Here is an 18,573-nt window from a genome sequence, read left to right on the forward strand (position 1 = left end):
GCGCTAAGCCTAGATCATCTTATCGCGAAACGCCTTATTTTCGTCACAAAGTGAACATTGTTGCGGATTTGTCGTATAGACTGAACAGATTATTCAGTAGGAGAAGTTATGTTGTTAAGCGCCTATATCACGGCCGCAGCACTTGCTGCTGCGCAAGAGCCCGTCACGCCAGAACAAACAGAGCAAAACGAAATTGAGATTATCGAAGTGCGCGGTGAGCGCAATGCAGCGCTTACCCTGCCGAATGAGACCCCGGTCGATAGCGGTTTTGGTGATGCAAGCTCGATGTTTGACAGTAATCGGGCGGTGACCGCAATTTCGAAAGCGTTGCGCGAGGCACTGGCGATCGATGACATGCACGATGTACAAAAAGTGGCGCCCAATACCTATGCTGCGGCGGGTTTTGGTGCACCAAGTTTACCGACTATTCGAGGTCAACTAGGCGAACTCTTTCAGCTCGGGATGCGCCGCCAAGGTGGCAATAATGGACTGGGGATTCCAATGTCGTTTAATGGCGTGGATGAAATTGCCGTGGTTCGTGGAATGGCTCCAGTCATGTACGGTTCGACTCAGCGTACCGGGGGCTACTTACAACTGCAACCGAAGCGGGCCAATTTGAGCCAGCAGCAAGGCGAAGTAAATTTGAGCGTCGGCAGCTGGCAGCAATACCAAGGGCAATTTGACTACAATAGTGTGCTGAATGCCGATAGCTCAGCACTTCGCATCAGCGCTGAAGTTGTTCGCGAAGATAGCTTCTATGATTTCACCGAATATGAAAGTGATAGCCTTTATCTTGCTTATGCACATCAATTTAATCCTGACGTCCGCTTAGATTTACATGCTGAGTTTTATCAAGTTGACTGGACCGATAATGCTGGAATTAACCGACCGACCCAGGCGCTCATCGATGACGGTTTGTACGTAACAGGCCAGGGCCGCCAAGCAAATGGTTCGAACGTGCCAGGGGCCTTTAGTCTGGTTACACCAGAAGCGCTTGTAGATATTCCTCGTTCACGTGTTTATACCGATCCTGAAGATATCAACAACGCTCAGACCTATCTTATCTACGGGTTACTTGATTGGCGCATCGCGACCGATCTCGACTTTAGTCAGCGTTTCTATTTACAGCATCTGCAGCGCGAAGAGATAGCGCAGAACTCGTTTGTTGAAATCGTTGATGGTGCGACCACCTTTGAGACCCGCTCAGAATTTCGCAAGGCTTGGCAAGATGGTGGGGTAACTTGGTTTGGCGCAAACTTGCGTTACAACGATGTACTCGGCTTTAGCCAATTTACCACGGAAGCCGATTTACCGGTTGATTTGCTGGGTCCTATTGAAAATCGTCGGATTCCACTGACTGCAGCGCAGCAAGCTCGATTAATTGAGTTGCGTCCAGGTGTGTTTGTCTCGCCCGGCACGCAATATGATTTAAACCAAGATGGCGCAGGTGACTTCAATTTATCCGATACCACTGATTCCACCAGTTACCAGTGGGGGCTGTTTGCGCAACATAACTATCCAATCTCCGAGCAGTGGCAAGTCGAGTTGGGCCTGCGCGCTGATTACTACGATGTGACCGCCGCTGATCCCTTTGCCCAACAACTCACTGGCAACCAGGTCGAGGATAGCTATTCAGACTGGCTTTGGGGTAAACACCTGAGCCTTCGCTATGAACCAAGTGCAGGGCAGGCACTTTACGTGACCTGGCAGCAGAGTGACTCAACCTCAAATAGTCTTGCTGGTGGCACTGTGCTTGGCGCGGATCAACAGATCAATCCGCTTAACTTTGCGACCGAGAACGAAAATATCGAACTTGGCTATAAATGGCAGCCGCTTGATAGCAATTGGTACCTCGACCTTGTTGCCTACAACCAAAAGCGAAGCCTGCGGAATCGAGATGGATCAAATTCAGGCATTAAAGCCCGAGGCTTTGAGAGTCAATGGTTTTATCAGGCCGAGCAGGCTTGGCTGAGTCTCAGCTATAGCTATCTTGATGCCCGTTTTGATGACTCAGCGGCGTTTCAAGATTCGCGCTCGGTTTATGATGCCTTTACCACAGACCGGCCTGATCTTGTCGCGGGGACGGGAGTAGGCGCGCCAAATTTTGCTAGCTTCCCAGCAGCGGATGTGCGCGTACAGGGGTTACCGGACCACACTGCGGCGTTAGCAACGGGTTATCGTCTAAACGATGCTTGGCAAGTGGGCGCCGATCTGACCTTTAACAGTGATTACAAACTGGATTATCTCGACCTTGTTCGGATACGTGATCAGTTTACTCTGAATATCAATGCGATTTGGCAACTCAGCGAACAGTCGCGGGTCCGCTTTGATGTGTTTAACGTCACCGATGAAGAAAATTGGTCGCCGGTATTTGAAGGGGGCTACTTTGGCTCGACTTTGGTGTTCCCGGAACTCCCGCGCCATGTTGAAGTCAGTTATCGTTATTCGTTTTAACTAGAGACACGAGAAGATGCTCAAGAAAGTTTCGATTATTGCAGTTATCGTGCTGATTCTAGCGGCCTTTTATCAATTTGATTTGGGTCAGTATTTAACCTTGGCAGAACTTAAGGCACAGCGTGAAGTACTAAACGATTTCTATCAAAGTCATACCCTAGCGGTATTTGCGCTGTACTTTATTGGCTATGTCATCGCGACTGCAGTATCGATCCCAGGGGCGATTATTCTCACCCTTGGTGCTGGGGCTATCTTCGGTTTTGTGAATGGCCTCATCCTGGCTTCATTTGCCTCAAGCATAGGTGCCAGTTTGGCGTTTTTAAGTGCACGCTTTGTGCTTCGAGATAACTTAGAGCGCCGTTTTGAGCAGCGTTTGAAAACGCTCAATGCCGGTGTGCAAAAAGATGGCGCTTGGTATTTATTCACCTTACGCTTGGTACCGATTTTTCCGTTTTTCTTGATTAACCTCTTGATGGGGTTAACTCGGATGCCATTGCGGACCTATTATTGGGTCAGTCAAATTGGCATGCTTGCCGGCACTGCGGTCTACGTCAATGCTGGCACACAGCTTGCTCAATTAGAGAGTATCAGTGGTATCGTGTCACCCGGTTTACTCGCGAGTTTCGCGCTCTTGGGCATTTTTCCACTCGTCGCGAAATGGTTCGTTAGCGTAATGAAACGCAAGCAGGTGTATCGCGGTTGGACGCGTCCCCGGCAATATGATGACAATGTGATCGTGATTGGCGCTGGGGCTGGTGGCTTGGTCAGTGCCTATATTGCCGCGGCGGTAAAAGCTAAAGTTACCTTAATCGAAGCCAGCGAAATGGGTGGCGATTGTCTCAATACCGGCTGTGTCCCATCAAAAGCCTTGTTACATGCTGCGCACGGCGCGCACAGTATCAAGCGACTGCAAGCCGTGGGGATTAATTCAGGCTCGGTTCAGGTCGATTTTAAGCGGGTGATGGCCAAAGTGAAGGCAACCATCGCACGGATTGAACCGAATGATTCGGTTGAGCGCTATCAAGGCCTAGGGGTGAATGTCATTCAAGGTTATGCCAAGCTCGTCTCTCCGTGGCAGGTTGAGGTGTATGACCAGAGTGGTGAACTCATCACCACCCGTAGCGCTCGTTCGATTATTGTCGCAACGGGTGCGAGTCCGCTAATTCCGCCTATTCCGGGCTTGCAGGACACCCCATTTTTAACCTCTGAGACGATTTGGTCTTTGCAACACCAGCCTGAGACCCTTGCGATTTTGGGGGCAGGACCGATTGGCTGTGAATTTGCCCAAGCTTTTACGCGGCTCGGTAGCAAAGTCGTGCTGTTTGACCAAGCCGAGCAGATCTTGGGTAAAGAAGATGCTGATATGGCGCAATTGGTGCAGCAGCAACTTGAGCAAGATGGGGTTGAGATTCAACTCGGTGCCCGAGTAATCCGCACTGAAGTGACCCCCACTGAAGATGGCGGCGAGAGCATTACGATCGAGGTTGAGCATGCTGATGGCAGCACGGCTTTGCATCAAGTCGACTCGGTTTTGGTCGCAGTGGGGCGGAAGCCACGAACGAGTGGGTTTGGTTTGGAAGAGCTAGGGGTACAAATCGATTCAACGATTTCGACAGATGCGTTTTTACGCACCAATTACCCCAATATTTTTGCGGTTGGTGATGTGGCTGGCCCGTATCAATTTACCCACACTGCCAGTCATCAGGCTTGGTATGCAGCGGTTAATGCGCTATTTGGTTTTGCCAAGAAATTTAAAGCCGATTATCGAGTGATCCCATGGGCAACCTTTACTGCCCCTGAGATTGCGACTGTCGGCTTGACTGAGAAAGAAGCGCAAGCGCAAGGGATTGCCTATGAGGTCACTGAGCACGATATGAGCGAAGTTGACCGCGCCATTACGGATGATATCGCCTACGGCAAAGTAAAAGTGCTGACGGTCCCAGGCAAGGATAAGATCCTCGGGGCGACCATAGTCGGTGCGCACGCTTCGGCGTTAATTAGCGAGTTTGTAACCGCGATGAAATTCAACCACGGTCTCAATGATATTTTAGGGACGATTCATTTGTACCCAAGCTTGCCCGAGGCGAACAAATACGTGGCAGGAAATTGGAAACGGGCGCATGCCCCGCAAGCCGCGTTAAAGTGGCTCGAGCGCTTGCATCGTTGGAGACGTAAGTGATGCGGCAATGGTTGCTGGCACTTAGCCTGCTGCTGAGCGGCTGGTTTTGCTCGATTGCTTACGCAGCACAAGATTGGCAAGCAACCCTTGCGGAGGCGCGCGGGCAGACGGTGTATTTTCATGCTTGGGGCGGTCAACAAGAAGTTAATGATTATCTGCAATGGGTCGCAGCTGAATTGGCGCGGCAATATGATATTCGCTTAGTACATGTCAAAGTTGCGGATATTGCCGAGTCGGCGCAACGTTTGGTTAATGAAAACCAAGCCGAGCCGTCGGCAGTGGACCTACTATGGATTAACGGTGAGAATTTTCACTTTCTAAAACGCCAGCAGCAATTGCTTGCAGAGCTTGATAAGAAAGTTCCCAATCGTTCGTTACTGGCTCCCGCAGATGAATGGCAGCGAGATTTTGGCGTCGCAACTGATGGCTACGAATTACCATGGGGCGTAGGCCAGTTTCAATTGTTAGTCAGAGAACAGGTGCTGAACGAAGTCAATGTCACTACAGCTGAGCTTAGTCCGCAGCAATTACTGCGTTATGCAAAAAAGCACCCCGGTCGCATCAGTTATCCAAAGCCGCCCGAATTTCACGGCTCAACCTGGCTGAAAAATTTAATCTGGTCATTGAGCGCAGGTGACCCGCGTTTATTGGAGGCGCCAACAAACGCAGCTGAGCAAGCGTTATTGCCCCTGCTATGGGGCTACCTTGATGAGCTGCACCCCTTGCTTTGGCGGGCGGGTGAGGAGTTTCCGGCAAGCCAAGCGCAAACCTTAAATATGCTGGCGAATCAACAGCTGGATATGGCGCTTAGCTTCAGTCCGCAGCAGCTTTCGCAACTGCAGCAGCAAGGCTTGATGCCCCGTGGAATTACGCGGGCCTATTTAGCAGGCGGTGCCATTACCAATCATCATTACCTCGCGATCAGTCGGCGCACTGCGGTGCCTGCGGCCGCCTTGGTCAGTTTAAATTTCCTGCTTAGCCCCGAGGCACAGCAGGCCAAGCGAGATTCTGCTTGGGCCGATTTATCTGTGTTGCAGCAGGCGCGCACAGGCGCCAATACAGAACTGTTTCCAACTGCGCCAGAATTGCACGTGGATTGGGTCGAACGATTGGAGCAAACGTGGCTCGCTCGTTACCAATAATTGTCGCAACCAGCTGGGTAGGGTTCTGCTTAGTGCTCCCCGTGCTTGGCGTACTGTTGCTCATTGGTGATGGATTGTGGCGGGTTTTGGGTCGTGGTGCGGAGCTCTTAAGCTCATTTTTTGAGGTGCCGGGCTTGTTGAGTATGGTCGGGCAGAGTCTCGGAACGGCACTGATATCTGTGTTCATTAGTTTCGTACTGGTGCTATTGACCTTGCCGCATACTTTGCAGCGCTCACAATCGTGGTTTGCACGGGTGTTAATCGGGATGCCACACTTAGTTGTCGCGATTGGCTTAGTTTGGTTGCTGGCACCGACCGGTTGGTTATGGCGCGTATTTGGCGCTACTGAGCCATCTATCACCTTATTCGAGCAGCAAAGCTTGATAAGCCTGTGGTTGGTCTTGGTGCTCAAAGAATTTCCGTTTTTGTGGCTAGTTGCGGGGATCGCGTTAAAGCGCCTCCCGGTCGCCAATTGGTTTGTGCAAGGTCGCGCGCTTGGGCGCACCGACGCCCAGATATGGTGGTTAGTGGTGGTACCGGCGGTGGTGCGACAGCTTCGCTTGGCCCTGATTATCGTGGCCGTGTATTCAGCCAGTGTCGTTGATGTGGCTTTATTACTTGGGCCGCAAAGCCCACCGCTATTCGCCGTGCAAGTGTATCAATGGTTTATGGATTTCGGTCCACAGCGGGCTGACTATGCGCGCTGGGGGAGTATTTTACTGTTGGCTTTGAGCTTACTGCTCGTTGGCATCGTCGTGTTGCATGAGCGCGTTTTTCTTTGGTTAACAGCAAGAGGGCTGAGCCGGAGCAGGGTATTGGGGCTTCCACCGGCTTGGCTACCCCAAGTGATGCTGACGGTGCTGCTGTGCTTGTTAGTGCTGATAGTATTCCAGTTACTGATTTTAACCGGCGCGCGCGGTTGGTTTTTCCCGCAGCTGTGGCCTGCCAGTTGGGAGCTCCAGCAAGTATTACAAACGGTACAGAATCTTGCTCCGACTATTTTAAGTTCATTCCTGCTCGCCGCAGTGGTCAGCGTTCTCGCAACCGTTACTGTGGTCCTGTTAACTGAATTACAACGGCATTATCAAAAACAGGTTTCGTTAACTCTGGTGTTGCTCCCTTTATTACTGCCGCAGATCATTTTGCTGTTAGGCTGGCAAAGCGCTTATTTTCTCTTCAGTAATACCCCTCATTGGGCTTGGATTGTGCTGTGCCATCTGCCATTTTCGATTGCTTACACTTTTATCGTGTATGCGCCGATTGAAGCACTATATCCGCAGCGCACTCTGGTGGTAGCACAGAGTTTAGGTCACAGCTATTGGCAGGCGTGGTGGCGATTAAAAGCGCGCAGCTTAGCGCGGGTCATTGGTTTTAGCTTTGGTTTTGCTGCGGTAATCGCGCTGGCCCAGTATTTGCCAGTACAGATGACGGCGGCAGGGCGAGTGCAAACGCTCACCACTGAGTTTGTAAGTTTGGCAAGTGGCGGAATACGGCCTGAAGTTGTGACGATTGGACTGGTGTTAACTTTGGTGTCGTTTATTGCTTTATCATTGCAAACGGTAAAGGGGGATACGCAGTCATGATCACCAAATTTGCTTGGCAACAATTGGCGATTCAGCTGGGGATGCGTGAGTATCGGCTACCGCCAATCGAACTAACGGGCTCAGATTGCTTGGTGCTCATGGGGGGCAGTGGGGCAGGTAAATCGTCGCTACTGCATTGGTTGCTTGGTGATAAACAAACGCACGTTAGTTGTCGCGATGAGGTTTATTTGAACGGTGAACCGATTAATGACAAAAGCATTCAAGCGCGCCGAATCGGTCTGCTGATGCAAGATGTGCTGTTGTTTGAGCACCTCTCGGTACTCGATAATTTGCGTTTTGCACTGCCGCATCGCTGGCGTCGTAAAAAGCCAGCAGAACAGCAGGCCTATCTACTTGAGCGCCTCAGTCAAATTGAAATGGCTGAGTTCGCTAATGCTGCACCTGCGCAACTAAGCGGTGGGCAAGCAGCGCGGATTGGCTTATTGCGCGCATTAATTGCTGAGCCACTTCTGATGTTGCTAGATGAGCCCTTTGCAGCGCTTGATCCGCGCCTGCGCAGCAAAATTCGAGATTGGACTTTTGCCCAGTTACAGCAAGCTGAGGTTCCCTGTATTATGGTGACGCACGATCTCGGTGATATTCCAGCCACTGCCAAGCAACTGAATCTTGAGGATTACCATGTTTGACTCCCAGCTTCATCGAAGCGTCCAAAAACCGCTGCAGAGCCTCGCAAAAGCATGCTTAAAACTCGGTTTAAGCGCCAATCAAGTGACGTTACTTGGTTTTGCCGTTGGGCTAGCTGCTGCGGTTGCAATTAGCCAACAAGCCTATTGGCTCGGCTTACTCGGTATTCTTTTGAATCGGATTGCCGATGGGCTTGATGGTGCGATGGCGCGCTTGAGTGAGGTCAGCGATGCGGGAGGTTATCTTGATATCAGCCTCGATTTTATCTTTTATTCGGCCATCCCATTTGCATTTTTGCTGGCCGATCCCGATGCCAATAGTATCGCTGCAGGGCTTTTGATGGTGACTTTTATGGGGACCGCCGCTACCTTTTTAGGGTTTGCTATTCAAGCCGAAAAGCACGGTATCGATAATCCTAAATTCCCGAATAAATCATTGCATTATATGGGTGGGATCACCGAAGGAGGTGAGACCATCGTGGCCTTTAGCTTGATGTGTATCCTGCCGGCACACTTTGCGCTGATTGCGTTTGTTTTTGCTGGGCTGTGTTGGCTAACGGCTTTGAGCCGTTTATGGGCAGGCTATCAAACGCTTAAAGATCGGATTTAGGCTTGGTAAACGGAATCTTCAAGAGCTGCCAAAGGGGGGTTGAGCTCGCTTCACTTGGATATTCATCAAGTCCGATTTCTAGCCCATCCGGGCCTTTTTCTGCACGCGCGGTATAACTGCCGAACAAACGATCCCAAATAGATAGGTTAAAGCCGAAGTTACTATCGGTTTCAACTTGCGCCCGCGAGTGGTGAATACGATGCATATCTTGGGTCACGATAAGCTTACGAACCCATGGTTCGATGCGGCGCGGCAGCGCGACATTGCCGTGATTGAACATAGATGAGGCATTCAGAATCACTTCAAAAATAATCACTGCCAGTGGACTTATGCCAAGCGCCAGTACAGCGATTATCTTGATGAGCATTGAAATAATGATCTCAAGTGGGTGAAAACGCAGGCCGGTACTGACATCAAAGTCGATATCCGCATGATGAACACGGTGCAGACGCCAAAGCAGGGGGATACGGTGAAAAAGTCGATGTTGCCAATAAATGATAGCGTCAAGGCAGATAACCGCGATAACGATGGCTAACCCAGGCAAGGCTTGGTTTAGTTGGAAACTATTGAATAGCCCGAATTGATGTTGCTGAGCATAAGCCGCAGCGCCAACGGCACCCGCAGGGATAAGCAGTCGCAACACTAAGGTGTTAACCACAACCAAACCAAAGTTGGCACGCCAACGTCGCCATTTTGAAATTTTAGCCTGACGCTTCGGGGCGAGCTGCTCCCAACTGAGCATCAGCAGCAACATCAGCCCGAAGGCACCGAGTCGCAACCAAACTTCATAAGCAAAAGGCTCAGTTGGCATGGTCTTGCCTGTCTACAGTTGCTTTGGCTGATGATTAGCGAACGGTGGCCAGCCCATGGTTACGCCAGCGAGCATATGCAGGTGAATGTGATACACCGACTGACCGCCATCTTGATTACAGTTCATCACCACCCGATAGCCTGACTCAGCGAAGCCATGCTCGGCGGCAAGCTGTTTCGCAACTAAGTATAAATGACCCACTAACGGAGCATCGTCGGCACTGATATCGTTAATCGTTGCAATAGGCTTTTTCGGAATGATCAGCACATGAAAAGGCGCTTGCGGATGAATGTCGCGAAATGCCAAGGCTTGCTCATCTTCATAAACAATATCGGCTGGGATTTCGCGATTTATGATTTTGGTAAACAACGTTTCGGTAGTCATGTTTAACCTCGCAACACTAAACCTTTTAAGTACAAGGACTCAGGGAAGTTTAACTGTACAGGATGATCGGCCCCCTGATAAAGTCGCTCGACAATTTTTAAAGGGCGTTTGGCGTCAAGCGCTGCATCCGCCACAACCTTCTGGAATAAATCGGCGCTTAACAGACCTGAACAAGAGAAGGTCAGCAGGGTGCCGTCTTTTGCCAGTAACATAGCAGCTAACCGATTAATGTCTTTATAACCGCGACAGGCACGATTGAGGTTGGCTTTGCTATCGACGAACTTGGGTGGGTCGAGGATAATCACATCGAACCGCTCGCCACGGGCATGGAACTCGCGTAACGCCTCAAACACATCGATTTGACGGTTATCAGGCGCACTGAGTTGATTGCGCTCGTGGTTGCTGGCAGCGATTGCGAGCGAAGGTTGTGACACATCAAGGTTAATGACCTCTCGCGCTCCAGCGGCACTTGCATATAAACCAAAGCCGCCGGTGTAACTAAAGGCATTTAGGACGCGTTTACCTTTGACGTATTTCTGTACCGCGGCGCGACTGTCACGTTGATCAAGGTAATAGCCCGTTTTATGGCCGTGCTCAATATCAACTTGCAGTTGCAGTCCATTTTCGGTGATCCACAAGGCCGCGAGTGGACTGGCAGTCGGAGCTTGGTAATGTAACTGGCAAAGCGGCGCTAGGCCTTCTTTTTTGCGCACGTCGACATCTGAACGCTCGTAAATCGAACACTCTGGGAGTAATTCACGCAGCGCTTCAATGATACTGTCGCGCCAGTAATCGGCACCGCGGCTTAATAATTGAACCACCACCCAGTCGGCGTAGCGATCAATAGTAATGCCCGGTAGGTTATCGGCTTCAGCTGCCACCAGCCGCACTGCATCACTATTAATCTGCAAGTTTTGACGGTACTCAATTGCGGCTGCGATCTGTTGTTTAAAAAATTGCGGATCGATGACATCCCGTTGGCTAAAGCTCCACATCCTTACGCGGATTTGTGATGTGGGTGACCAGGCCCCAAAGCCAAGCCAATCGCCGTTGGCCGCGTGCACCGCGACGGTCTCACCTGGTTCTGGTTGGCCTTTTACCCGAGCAATCGCGCCACAAAACACCCAAGGGTGTTGGCGGCGCAAGGATTTATCTTTGCCTTCATGAAGATGAATGGTGGCCACGAGTTATTTTACTCGCATGCCAGGCTCGGCGCCGTCATCAGGGTTGAGGATGAAAATATCTTTGCCGCCAGGCCCAGCTGCGAGCACCATACCTTCGGACATGCCAAAGCGCATTTTACGCGGCGCCAAATTAGCCACCATCACGGTGTTCTTACCGACCAAAGAGGCCGGATCATAAGCCGCTTTAATGCCAGCAAATACTTGGCGCTGCTCACCCCCTAGGTCAAGCATTAAGCGCAACAATTTATCCGCGCCTTCGACGTGTTCCGCACTGACGATTTTAGCGACGCGCAGGTCAACCTTGGCAAAACTTTCGAAATCGATTTCAGCAGCGATTGGATCGTCTTGCAGATGCGGATTTTCTGGCTGTGCGGGCGCCGTATCGGTTTTAGATGCTTCGATCATGGCTTTAACCTGTGTCATGTCTACGCGCTGTAATAACGCTTTAAAGGGTTCAATCTGATGATTGGTTAGAATGCTTTGGCTACTATCCCAGTTAAATTCATCCTTAAGGAAGTTTTGGACCCGTTGACTTAACTCTGGTACCACCGGCGTCAGATAAATCATCAGTAAGCGGAATAGGTTGATGCCGATCGAACAGATTTCATGAACTTCCGCAGCTTTTGCTGGATCCTTAATCAATTGCCATGGCTCAGCATCAGCAATATACGCATTCGCTTTATCTGCAAGCGCCATAATAATCCGCATGGCTTTGGCAAATTCGCGTTGCTCATAGGCCTCGCTGATGCTGCTTGCAGCTTGTTGGAATTCTTCTAGCAGGCTGGTATCGCTCAGTTCCGCTGCCAGTTTGCCATCAAACTTTTTCGAGATGAAGCCGGCACAGCGACTGGCAATATTCACCACTTTACCGACCAGGTCGGCATTAACCCGTTGGGCAAAATCTTCAAGATTGAGGTCGAGATCATCAATGCGACTGGTCAATTTAGCCGCAAAGTAATAACGCAAGTAATCTGGGTCAAGATGATCTAAGTAGGTCCGAGCCATGATGAAAGTCCCTTTTGACTTTGACATCTTGGTGCCGTTGACGGTAATAAAACCGTGCGCCCAAACATTGGTCGGTTGGCGGAAGTTGGCACCATAGAGCATGGCGGGCCAGAATAGGCTGTGGAAATAAATAATATCTTTACCGATGATGTGGTAGAGCTCCGCCTTACTATCTACTTGCCAGTAATCATCAAAGTTTGCGGCACCGGTGCGGTCGCAATAGTTCTTGAAGCTGCCCATGTAACCAATCGGCGCATCTAACCAAACATAGAAAAACTTACCTGGCGCGTCAGGAATTTCAAAGCCAAAATAAGGCGCGTCACGACTGATATCCCAGCGCTGCAAGCCACCTTCAAACCATTCATTTAGTTTGTTTGCCATTTCTGGTTGGAGCGAACCAGAACGCGTCCATTGTTGAAGCATTTCGGCAAAGGCGGGCAGGTCAAAGAAATAATGCTCGGACTCACGCAGCACTGGGGTTGCACCCGACACCGCTGAGGTTGGATTTTTCAGTTCAGTAGGAGCATAAGTCGCACCGCACACATCGCAGTTATCGCCATATTGATCTTCGGCGCCACACTTAGGGCAGGTGCCTTTGACAAAGCGGTCCGGCAGGAACATTTGTTCTTGCGGGTCGTAAAGTTGCTCGATGGTTTCAGTTTTAATATGACCGGCATCGCGCAGACGGGTATAGATAAGTTCGGCAAAATGGCGGTTTTCGTCACTGTGGGTGGTGTGATAATTGTCAAACGCCACGTGAAAATCCGCAAAATCACGCTCATGATTTACTTTCATTTCGGAGATCATTTGCTCTGGGCTGATGCCAAGCTGTTTCGCTTTGAGCATGATTGGGGTGCCGTGCGCATCATCCGCACAAACAAAATGACACTCGTGTCCGCGCATTTTTTGGAAACGCACCCAAACATCGGCTTGGATATAACCTAGCATGTGACCGAGATGAATCGGGCCATTTGCGTACGGTAGTGCATTCGTGACTAATATTTTGCGGGATTCTGATGCCATAAACAGGGTGTCTCCAACCAGCGAAAAACGCAGTAAAAACCGATAAATTATGGCTTCGATTGTACCTGATCTGATACTAGCAATCCAGATGAAGTGTCCGTATCATGCGGGCTATGACTTAATATATGAAAACCTCATTGACCATGAAGTTGGGGATGCTATGTTTGGTTTGTTTGGTGGTAAAAAATGGCAGAAACGCTTGGCAGAAATACCTTTAGTTGGTTGCCAGCAAGGGCTTCCTGAACAATGGCTGGTGCTCGATGACAGCGTTGAACCTCAGCGCATAACAGTGACTGCACCGTTCGCGGTTCCAGATGATTGGTTAGCGCCGCTGCAAGCCGATGAAGTCCTCGGCCAGTTTGACTGGCAGTTACAGCGCAACATAGCCCTGCTTCCCAATAGTCAGCCAGAACTGCCACTGGTATACGGCAATGTGGTGCTCATCGCCTCGGGTAAAGGGGGCGTTGGGAAGTCGTCTGTGACCGCACAACTAGCCATGGCACTCGCTCAAATGGGTGCACGGGTAGGGGTGCTTGACGCGGATATTTATGGACCATCGATGCCGGTCATGTTTGGTGCCGTGGATGATAAGCCAGCGACCGATGGCAATAAGATAGCCCCAGTGCAACGTCACGGCGTTACGGTCAGCTCACTTGGTTATCTCACTGCGGATAAAGATGCAGCCATTTGGCGCGGGCCGATGGCTAGCGCAGCCCTGCAGCAGCTGTTGCGCGATACGAAGTGGCCTAAATTAGATTATTTATTAGTGGATATGCCACCGGGAACCGGCGATATTCAACTGACGTTCGCACAAAAATTACCCGTAACGGGCGCCGTAATTGTTACCACTCCGCAAACGGTGGCGTTAGCGGATGCTGAGCGGGGCATTACCATGTTCCGAAAAGTGGGTGTGCCGATTGTTGGACTGGTCGAAAACATGAGTTTTTACCAGTGCAGTGCCTGCGGTCAGCGTGACTTTATATTTGGTGAGCAAGGTGGAGTGGCTGTCGCCCAAGCCGAGCAGGTCCCGTTATTGGGCCAATGGCCGTTACTGACGCCGCTACGGCAGCAGTTAGATGAAGGTCTCGGGCCAATCCAAGAACCAGAAAATCTGGCTACCTTGATCAAGAACACAGCAACAAGGATGGCTGCCGAATTGTATTTTTCTAAGCAGCATGATTAACACAGCGCAATAAACCGAATAAAGAGAACAAACAATGCGTCTTACCGATGAACAAATTGAGCAGTATTTAGATGAAGGCCGAATAGCCATTGAGCCGCGCCCTCTGAGCGAGGATATCTCTGGGGTAACCGTGGATATCCACTTAGGTAATGAATTTCGAGTGCTGCAGGACCATGCCGCGCCGTATATTGATATCAGTGGGTCGCGAGAAGCGATTGATGCCGCTATTCAATCGGTGATGAGTGATCCAATTATCTTGACCCCAGAGCAAGCCTTCTTTATCCATCCGGGTGAATTTGCCCTAGCGGTGACCCAAGAGTCGGTGACTTTACCAGCAGATATGGTGGGTTGGCTTGATGGGCGATCGTCTTTGGCTCGGCTTGGCTTAATGGTGCATGTGACGGCGCATCGGATTGATCCGGGTTGGTCAGGGCAGGTGGTGCTTGAGTTTTATAATAGCGGTAAATTACCGCTGGCATTACGTCCACAGATGAAGATCGGTGCACTGAGCTTTGAGCAATTAGAGCGGCCTTGCAGCCGCCCATATAATCATCGTAAAGATGCCAAATATAAGGACCAACGCGGCGCTGTCGCTTCACGAATCAGCGCCGATAAGTCTGAATAAGGCTTAGCGAAGTGGGGTTGCGTGAGCCGCCCCACCGAAAATCGCATTCATCAAGAGCACATTTAAACCATCGAAATAGGCCCGATAGTTCGGATCTTGCGTAAATGCGATGACCATACCTTTACTGGCAGGTTGCCACATCAACAGTGGCTTGTGCGCCAACTGTTGCTGGTTCTCCGCCCATAGATAACCACTTGCAACGACACGATCGGCAGCTGCAAAGCTGACGATATTGCGACCATGATCAATGGTCAGTGGTCGATAGATATGGTTGCCAACGGCAATGCTAATCACTTCATCTTTTACTCCAGCGCTTAACCAGTGATCCTGGTCAACCTCTGCGCGGGCTAATACACCAGAGGTCCAGTATGGGTCTGGGTTGTCGGCCTCTATGTAGTGCGCAAGCTCAGCGTGGTCGTGGAAGATTTTGCCCGCCACACGTTTCTCGGAGCCATGGCTTGGCTCGCTCTTTTGTTCTGCACTCTTTTCCCGCGCCGACGCGAGTAAGTCGCTGTCGATGGCCCATTGCGTCGCAGTTCCCATGGTAATTAAGACACCGCCACGGTTGACCCAGTTACGAATGTTTTCAACCCCAGCTTCGCCAAATGCGGCACTGATATTGCCCCATGCTGCTGGGATGATTAGTACTTGATAGTGGCTCAAGTCTGAGCGGGCGAGTTGTTGTGGGCGAATCGCCGTAGTCGGGTAACCCATTTGTTGTTCAATTACGAACCGACTGTGACCCGCACTTAGGCTCGAGAAAGGCTCATCCCAAGCAATCGCGACGTTAGGTGCGTGGAGCTTCTTCACATTCACCGAGCCGAAATTTGGACCGTCGGTCACCCAGCTTGAATCTACACCCACAACTTTCGCACCGGTTGATTGGGCGAGCTGCACCACTGTCGACGCGAGCTCCTCACCATTCTCTGCTTTAGTTAAAATAAGACTACCAGCAGGATAACGCTGGCCATTGGCATGAGTGAAGGCTAAGTCGGTCCGCTTGATGGTTAAGCCTTGGCGCAAAGCTGCGGCCAGGAAACGCCCAGCGTTCATATCGCCCCACGGGACAATAAAGCCAACTTTTGCGGTCGGATTAATGACTTGACCCGCATCAATAAGATCTGAACTCACCGCAGACATTGCCACCCGCGGCAACTTATCACATGCATCCGTTTCGACATTAAACATCAGCGGCAGTGACCATGCTGTTACATCATAAATCTGGTCCGGCAAGTTATTGGCACGCAGCTGCTCTTGTTCCGCAAGGAAGTCAGCGGCCATATCGATTTGTTGATCGAGTAGCACCCGCACCATAAAGTGCGCAGGTTGCGCTGAATCGACGATATAGCTTCCGGCTGGGTAGGTTTTACCACAGGCCTTGAATTGCGCGTCACTGGCCATGACATCAACCCCATGCCGACGCAGTAAACCAGCGATTTTACGTGCCGCGGCAGGGTCTTTTTGATCAGCAATAATACGCACGCGATCGTCTGCTTTTTCACCTAATTCGATCGCCATTGAGCGGTAATTCCAAAAGTCTTGGAGCAAGGCTTGGCGACGCTCGGCTGCGGTCTCTATGGTTGCAAGTGAGGCAATAAAGTGACGTTGCACGCCATCACCATAGGTCAGGATATCGCCATCTACGGTACGGAATTTGTGACCACGGGCAGATGCCATTTCGTAGGTTGCCGCAAGCGTACCGTGAAAGAGTGGCCAACTGGCGCCATAGCCCGGATAGAAGGCATCAAAAATTTCACGGGTGAAATAATCATAACCTTCTTGGTCGAACCAACGTCCGTTGTTTTCGCCAATTTTCCACAGGCTCTCGCGCTGACTCTCGGTGATAAGTGGGTTATATGGGCGCGCTTCTGGGGTGAAGTAATAACTCATATCACCGCCCATTTCGTGCAAATCGATAAACAGTAGAGGGTAATAGTTCAAGAGCGCTTCAACTTGACCTGCGATTTCTGGCTGAGTTAGTGCTAACCAGTCGCGGTTTAAGTCGAATAAATAATGGTTAGAGCGCCCATTTGGCCATGGTTCGTTGTGCTCTGCAGAAATACGATCCGCGCTATGCTCAAGACCGACCGTCATGTAATAACGACTGACAAAGCGGGCCCGTCCATCTGGATTTTGTAGCGGGTCGATAAAAACGACCGTATTCTCAAGGTATTCTGACGTTTCTGCGTTAGGCGAAGCCAGTAAGTGATAAGCCGTTAACATACCCGCTTCTGGTGATGAGATTTCATTACCATGGACACCGTACGACAACCAAACGCTGGCTGGCATCGACTCAATCAATTGTTTTGCTTCGCGCTCGCTGGTTTGGCGAGGGTCAGCCAAGCGTTGCATATTGGCTTCAAAATCGTCGAGTTGGGCGATATTTTTAGCGCTCGAAATGATCGCGTAAAAAAGTGGACGGCCTTCCCATGACTCGCCGTAATAACGCAGCTTAATCTGCTCAGGATGTGCCTCAGCTAAAGCTTGGAAGTAGGTATAAATTTGCTCTGGTGAGCTAATCCGACTGCCAACAGGATAACCAAGAGTATCGGTCACGGTTGGCGTGGATGCTTGGTAACTATGGCTGAGCCCTAATTGCTCAACACTTGCATGGGCTTGACTGCAGACAAGGCCAATACTAACCAGTGCAGCAGAAAGAAATGACAGTTTCATCAGTGCTATCCTAAAGTTGCTGGAGCGCTTGCTCCAATGCAGAGTGAAGTTTTTGTGGTTGGTGACGATGCGCTGCATCTTCCGTCGCGCAGTCACACGCCACAACCGGTCGATGTAAATCACCGCTTGCTTGGTTACTAATAATTAAATCAATAAATTTGTGCCCAACCTGGGTTTCTAACCAGCGGACCCGCTCGGCCAAACTTAGGGCGCCAGCAGGACTATGCTCGGGCACCAGATTATCAATAAAAATTACTGGGGCTGCAGCAGATGCGATAGTTTGTGCATATTCAGCTATCAATAACGGCGGCATGATCGAGGTCAAAAAACTTCCCGGGCCAATAATAATCAGATCGCTCTCATGAATAACCGATAACGCCTCAGGCGTTGGAGTCACAGCTTTTGATAAGCGCAAGCGGCTGGGCATGTGATGGAGTTGGTCTACCAGTAACTCGCCAAAGCACTCAAGCCCATCTGCAGTTTCTGCCACTAAATCAACAGGCGTTTCCGACATCGGCAATAAACGGGTGTTCACTTCAAGTAAATTTGAGAGGAGAGCAATCCCATCAAGCGGCCGCGCGGAGAGTTCATCTAACACGTGTAAAATCAAGTTACCCAGATTGTGCCCCGGTAATAACTCAGCACTTTCATCAAAGCGATAATTAAGTAGGTCTCGTGCCAGTGGATTGGTCGTCAACTGTGCTAAGCAGTTGCGGATATCGCCCCAAGCAATGCAATCTTTGTGGCGGCGTAACATTCCAGTGGAGCCGCCGTCATCGGTAGTGGCGACGATCCCCGTTAAACGTTCCTGTAAAAAAGCTAACGCCGCGAGCACGCGGCCAAGGCCAGTCCCCCCACCAAGGGCAACCACGGCCTTGCGGCTATTTAATAGTGGGGTGGTGGAAAGCGCTTCAAAAACCGCCATATCTAATGCGACTCCTTGCAACTAGTTACTGTTACTTTACGAGCCTTCAGGCTGCGGCGCAATCATTCTGTAATAATGCGATCTTTTGTAAAGGCCGGGTAAATATAGCTCTAGTTGAGCAGTAAAAGCTGGAAGCAAGCGGATAATT

At 50.5% G+C, this 18,573-nt stretch carries 14 protein-coding genes; 8 read left to right on the top strand and 6 right to left on the bottom strand.

What is annotated here, in order from left to right; all coding sequences use genetic code 11:
- Nucleotides 1-108 precede the first annotated feature (108 nt).
- From CWI83_RS01885 to CWI83_RS01910, 6 genes are read left to right on the top strand one after another with little or no spacing between them, the layout of a single operon-like run.
- Nucleotides 109-2,454: a TonB-dependent receptor gene (locus tag CWI83_RS01885; protein WP_157980350.1), complete on the top strand. Its 2,346-nt coding sequence runs from the start codon at nucleotides 109-111 to the stop codon at nucleotides 2,452-2,454.
- A gap of 16 nt (nucleotides 2,455-2,470) precedes the next feature.
- Nucleotides 2,471-4,633 carry an FAD-dependent oxidoreductase gene (locus tag CWI83_RS01890; protein ID WP_126824953.1) on the top strand — a complete coding sequence of 721 codons (2,163 nt, stop codon included), beginning with the start codon at nucleotides 2,471-2,473 and terminating at the stop codon, nucleotides 4,631-4,633.
- Nucleotides 4,633-5,775, top strand: a complete 1,143-nt coding sequence (locus CWI83_RS01895) for an ABC transporter substrate-binding protein (RefSeq protein ID WP_241969860.1) — start codon at nucleotides 4,633-4,635, stop codon at nucleotides 5,773-5,775. The genes CWI83_RS01890 and CWI83_RS01895 overlap by 1 nt, the downstream gene beginning before the upstream one ends.
- Complete coding sequence (locus tag CWI83_RS01900; RefSeq protein WP_126824959.1) at nucleotides 5,754-7,358, top strand: ABC transporter permease family protein; 1,605 nt, start codon at nucleotides 5,754-5,756, stop codon at nucleotides 7,356-7,358. The genes CWI83_RS01895 and CWI83_RS01900 overlap by 22 nt, the downstream gene beginning before the upstream one ends.
- Nucleotides 7,355-8,005, top strand: a complete 651-nt coding sequence (locus tag CWI83_RS01905; RefSeq protein ID WP_126824961.1) for an ATP-binding cassette domain-containing protein — start codon at nucleotides 7,355-7,357, stop codon at nucleotides 8,003-8,005. Before CWI83_RS01900 ends, CWI83_RS01905 begins: the two co-directional genes overlap by 4 nt.
- On the top strand, nucleotides 7,998-8,612 hold the full coding sequence (locus CWI83_RS01910; protein ID WP_126824964.1) for a CDP-alcohol phosphatidyltransferase family protein: 615 nt from the start codon (nucleotides 7,998-8,000) through the stop codon (nucleotides 8,610-8,612). Before CWI83_RS01905 ends, CWI83_RS01910 begins: the two co-directional genes overlap by 8 nt.
- Here CWI83_RS01910 and CWI83_RS01915 read toward each other — a convergent pair.
- The 4 genes from CWI83_RS01915 to metG are packed head-to-tail and all read right to left on the bottom strand — an operon-like array spanning nucleotide 8,596 to nucleotide 13,019.
- Entirely contained in the window at nucleotides 8,596-9,423 is an 828-nt protein-coding gene (locus tag CWI83_RS01915; RefSeq protein WP_126824967.1) for a sterol desaturase family protein, read from the bottom strand. The two genes, CWI83_RS01910 and CWI83_RS01915, sit on opposite strands and share 17 nt — an antisense overlap.
- Nucleotides 9,424-9,435: 12 nt before the next feature.
- Nucleotides 9,436-9,807: a histidine triad nucleotide-binding protein gene (locus CWI83_RS01920; RefSeq protein ID WP_126824970.1), complete on the bottom strand. Its 372-nt coding sequence runs from the start codon at nucleotides 9,805-9,807 to the stop codon at nucleotides 9,436-9,438.
- Between the two features lie 2 nt (nucleotides 9,808-9,809).
- Entirely contained in the window at nucleotides 9,810-10,991 is a 1,182-nt protein-coding gene (locus CWI83_RS01925) for a class I SAM-dependent rRNA methyltransferase (protein ID WP_126824972.1), read from the bottom strand.
- 3 nt (nucleotides 10,992-10,994) lie between these two features.
- The gene (gene metG, locus CWI83_RS01930) at nucleotides 10,995-13,019 is read right to left on the bottom strand and encodes a methionine--tRNA ligase (protein WP_126824973.1); all 2,025 of its coding nucleotides are present in this window, start codon (nucleotides 13,017-13,019) and stop codon (nucleotides 10,995-10,997) included.
- Nucleotides 13,020-13,068: 49 nt separating this feature from the next.
- Between metG and CWI83_RS01935 the strand changes: the two genes are divergently transcribed.
- On the top strand, nucleotides 13,069-14,202 hold the full coding sequence (locus CWI83_RS01935) for an Mrp/NBP35 family ATP-binding protein (protein ID WP_241969850.1): 1,134 nt from the start codon (nucleotides 13,069-13,071) through the stop codon (nucleotides 14,200-14,202).
- Between the two features lie 34 nt (nucleotides 14,203-14,236).
- The gene (dcd, locus tag CWI83_RS01940; RefSeq protein WP_126824974.1) at nucleotides 14,237-14,827 is read left to right on the top strand and encodes a dCTP deaminase; all 591 of its coding nucleotides are present in this window, start codon (nucleotides 14,237-14,239) and stop codon (nucleotides 14,825-14,827) included.
- 3 nt (nucleotides 14,828-14,830) lie between these two features.
- Here dcd and CWI83_RS01945 read toward each other — a convergent pair whose 3' ends face one another.
- Entirely contained in the window at nucleotides 14,831-17,500 is a 2,670-nt protein-coding gene (locus CWI83_RS01945; RefSeq protein WP_126824975.1) for a M14 family zinc carboxypeptidase, read from the bottom strand.
- A gap of 10 nt (nucleotides 17,501-17,510) precedes the next feature.
- Complete coding sequence (locus CWI83_RS01950) at nucleotides 17,511-18,425, bottom strand: gluconeogenesis factor YvcK family protein (RefSeq protein WP_126824976.1); 915 nt, start codon at nucleotides 18,423-18,425, stop codon at nucleotides 17,511-17,513.
- Nucleotides 18,426-18,573 lie beyond the last annotated feature (148 nt).

The organism is Pseudidiomarina taiwanensis (assembly GCF_003987435.1).
Classification (GTDB): Bacteria; Pseudomonadota; Gammaproteobacteria; order Enterobacterales; family Alteromonadaceae; genus Pseudidiomarina; species Pseudidiomarina taiwanensis.

Bases quoted from the DNA above. Each gene is read 5' to 3' on its own strand.
- CWI83_RS01895 (WP_241969860.1), top strand. From the start codon at position 4,633: ATGCGGCAATGGTTGCTGGCACTTAGCCTGCTGCTGAGCGGCTGGTTT.
- CWI83_RS01945 (WP_126824975.1), bottom strand. From the start codon at position 17,500: ATGAAACTGTCATTTCTTTCTGCTGCACTGGTTAGTATTGGCCTTGTC.
- CWI83_RS01910 (WP_126824964.1), top strand. From the start codon at position 7,998: ATGTTTGACTCCCAGCTTCATCGAAGCGTCCAAAAACCGCTGCAGAGC.
- CWI83_RS01950 (WP_126824976.1), bottom strand. From the start codon at position 18,425: ATGGCGGTTTTTGAAGCGCTTTCCACCACCCCACTATTAAATAGCCGC.
- CWI83_RS01885 (WP_157980350.1), top strand. From the start codon at position 109: ATGTTGTTAAGCGCCTATATCACGGCCGCAGCACTTGCTGCTGCGCAA.
- CWI83_RS01905 (WP_126824961.1), top strand. From the start codon at position 7,355: ATGATCACCAAATTTGCTTGGCAACAATTGGCGATTCAGCTGGGGATG.
- CWI83_RS01890 (WP_126824953.1), top strand. From the start codon at position 2,471: ATGCTCAAGAAAGTTTCGATTATTGCAGTTATCGTGCTGATTCTAGCG.
- CWI83_RS01915 (WP_126824967.1), bottom strand. From the start codon at position 9,423: ATGCCAACTGAGCCTTTTGCTTATGAAGTTTGGTTGCGACTCGGTGCC.
- dcd (WP_126824974.1), top strand. From the start codon at position 14,237: ATGCGTCTTACCGATGAACAAATTGAGCAGTATTTAGATGAAGGCCGA.
- CWI83_RS01920 (WP_126824970.1), bottom strand. From the start codon at position 9,807: ATGACTACCGAAACGTTGTTTACCAAAATCATAAATCGCGAAATCCCA.
- metG (WP_126824973.1), bottom strand. From the start codon at position 13,019: ATGGCATCAGAATCCCGCAAAATATTAGTCACGAATGCACTACCGTAC.
- CWI83_RS01935 (WP_241969850.1), top strand. From the start codon at position 13,069: ATGGCTTCGATTGTACCTGATCTGATACTAGCAATCCAGATGAAGTGT.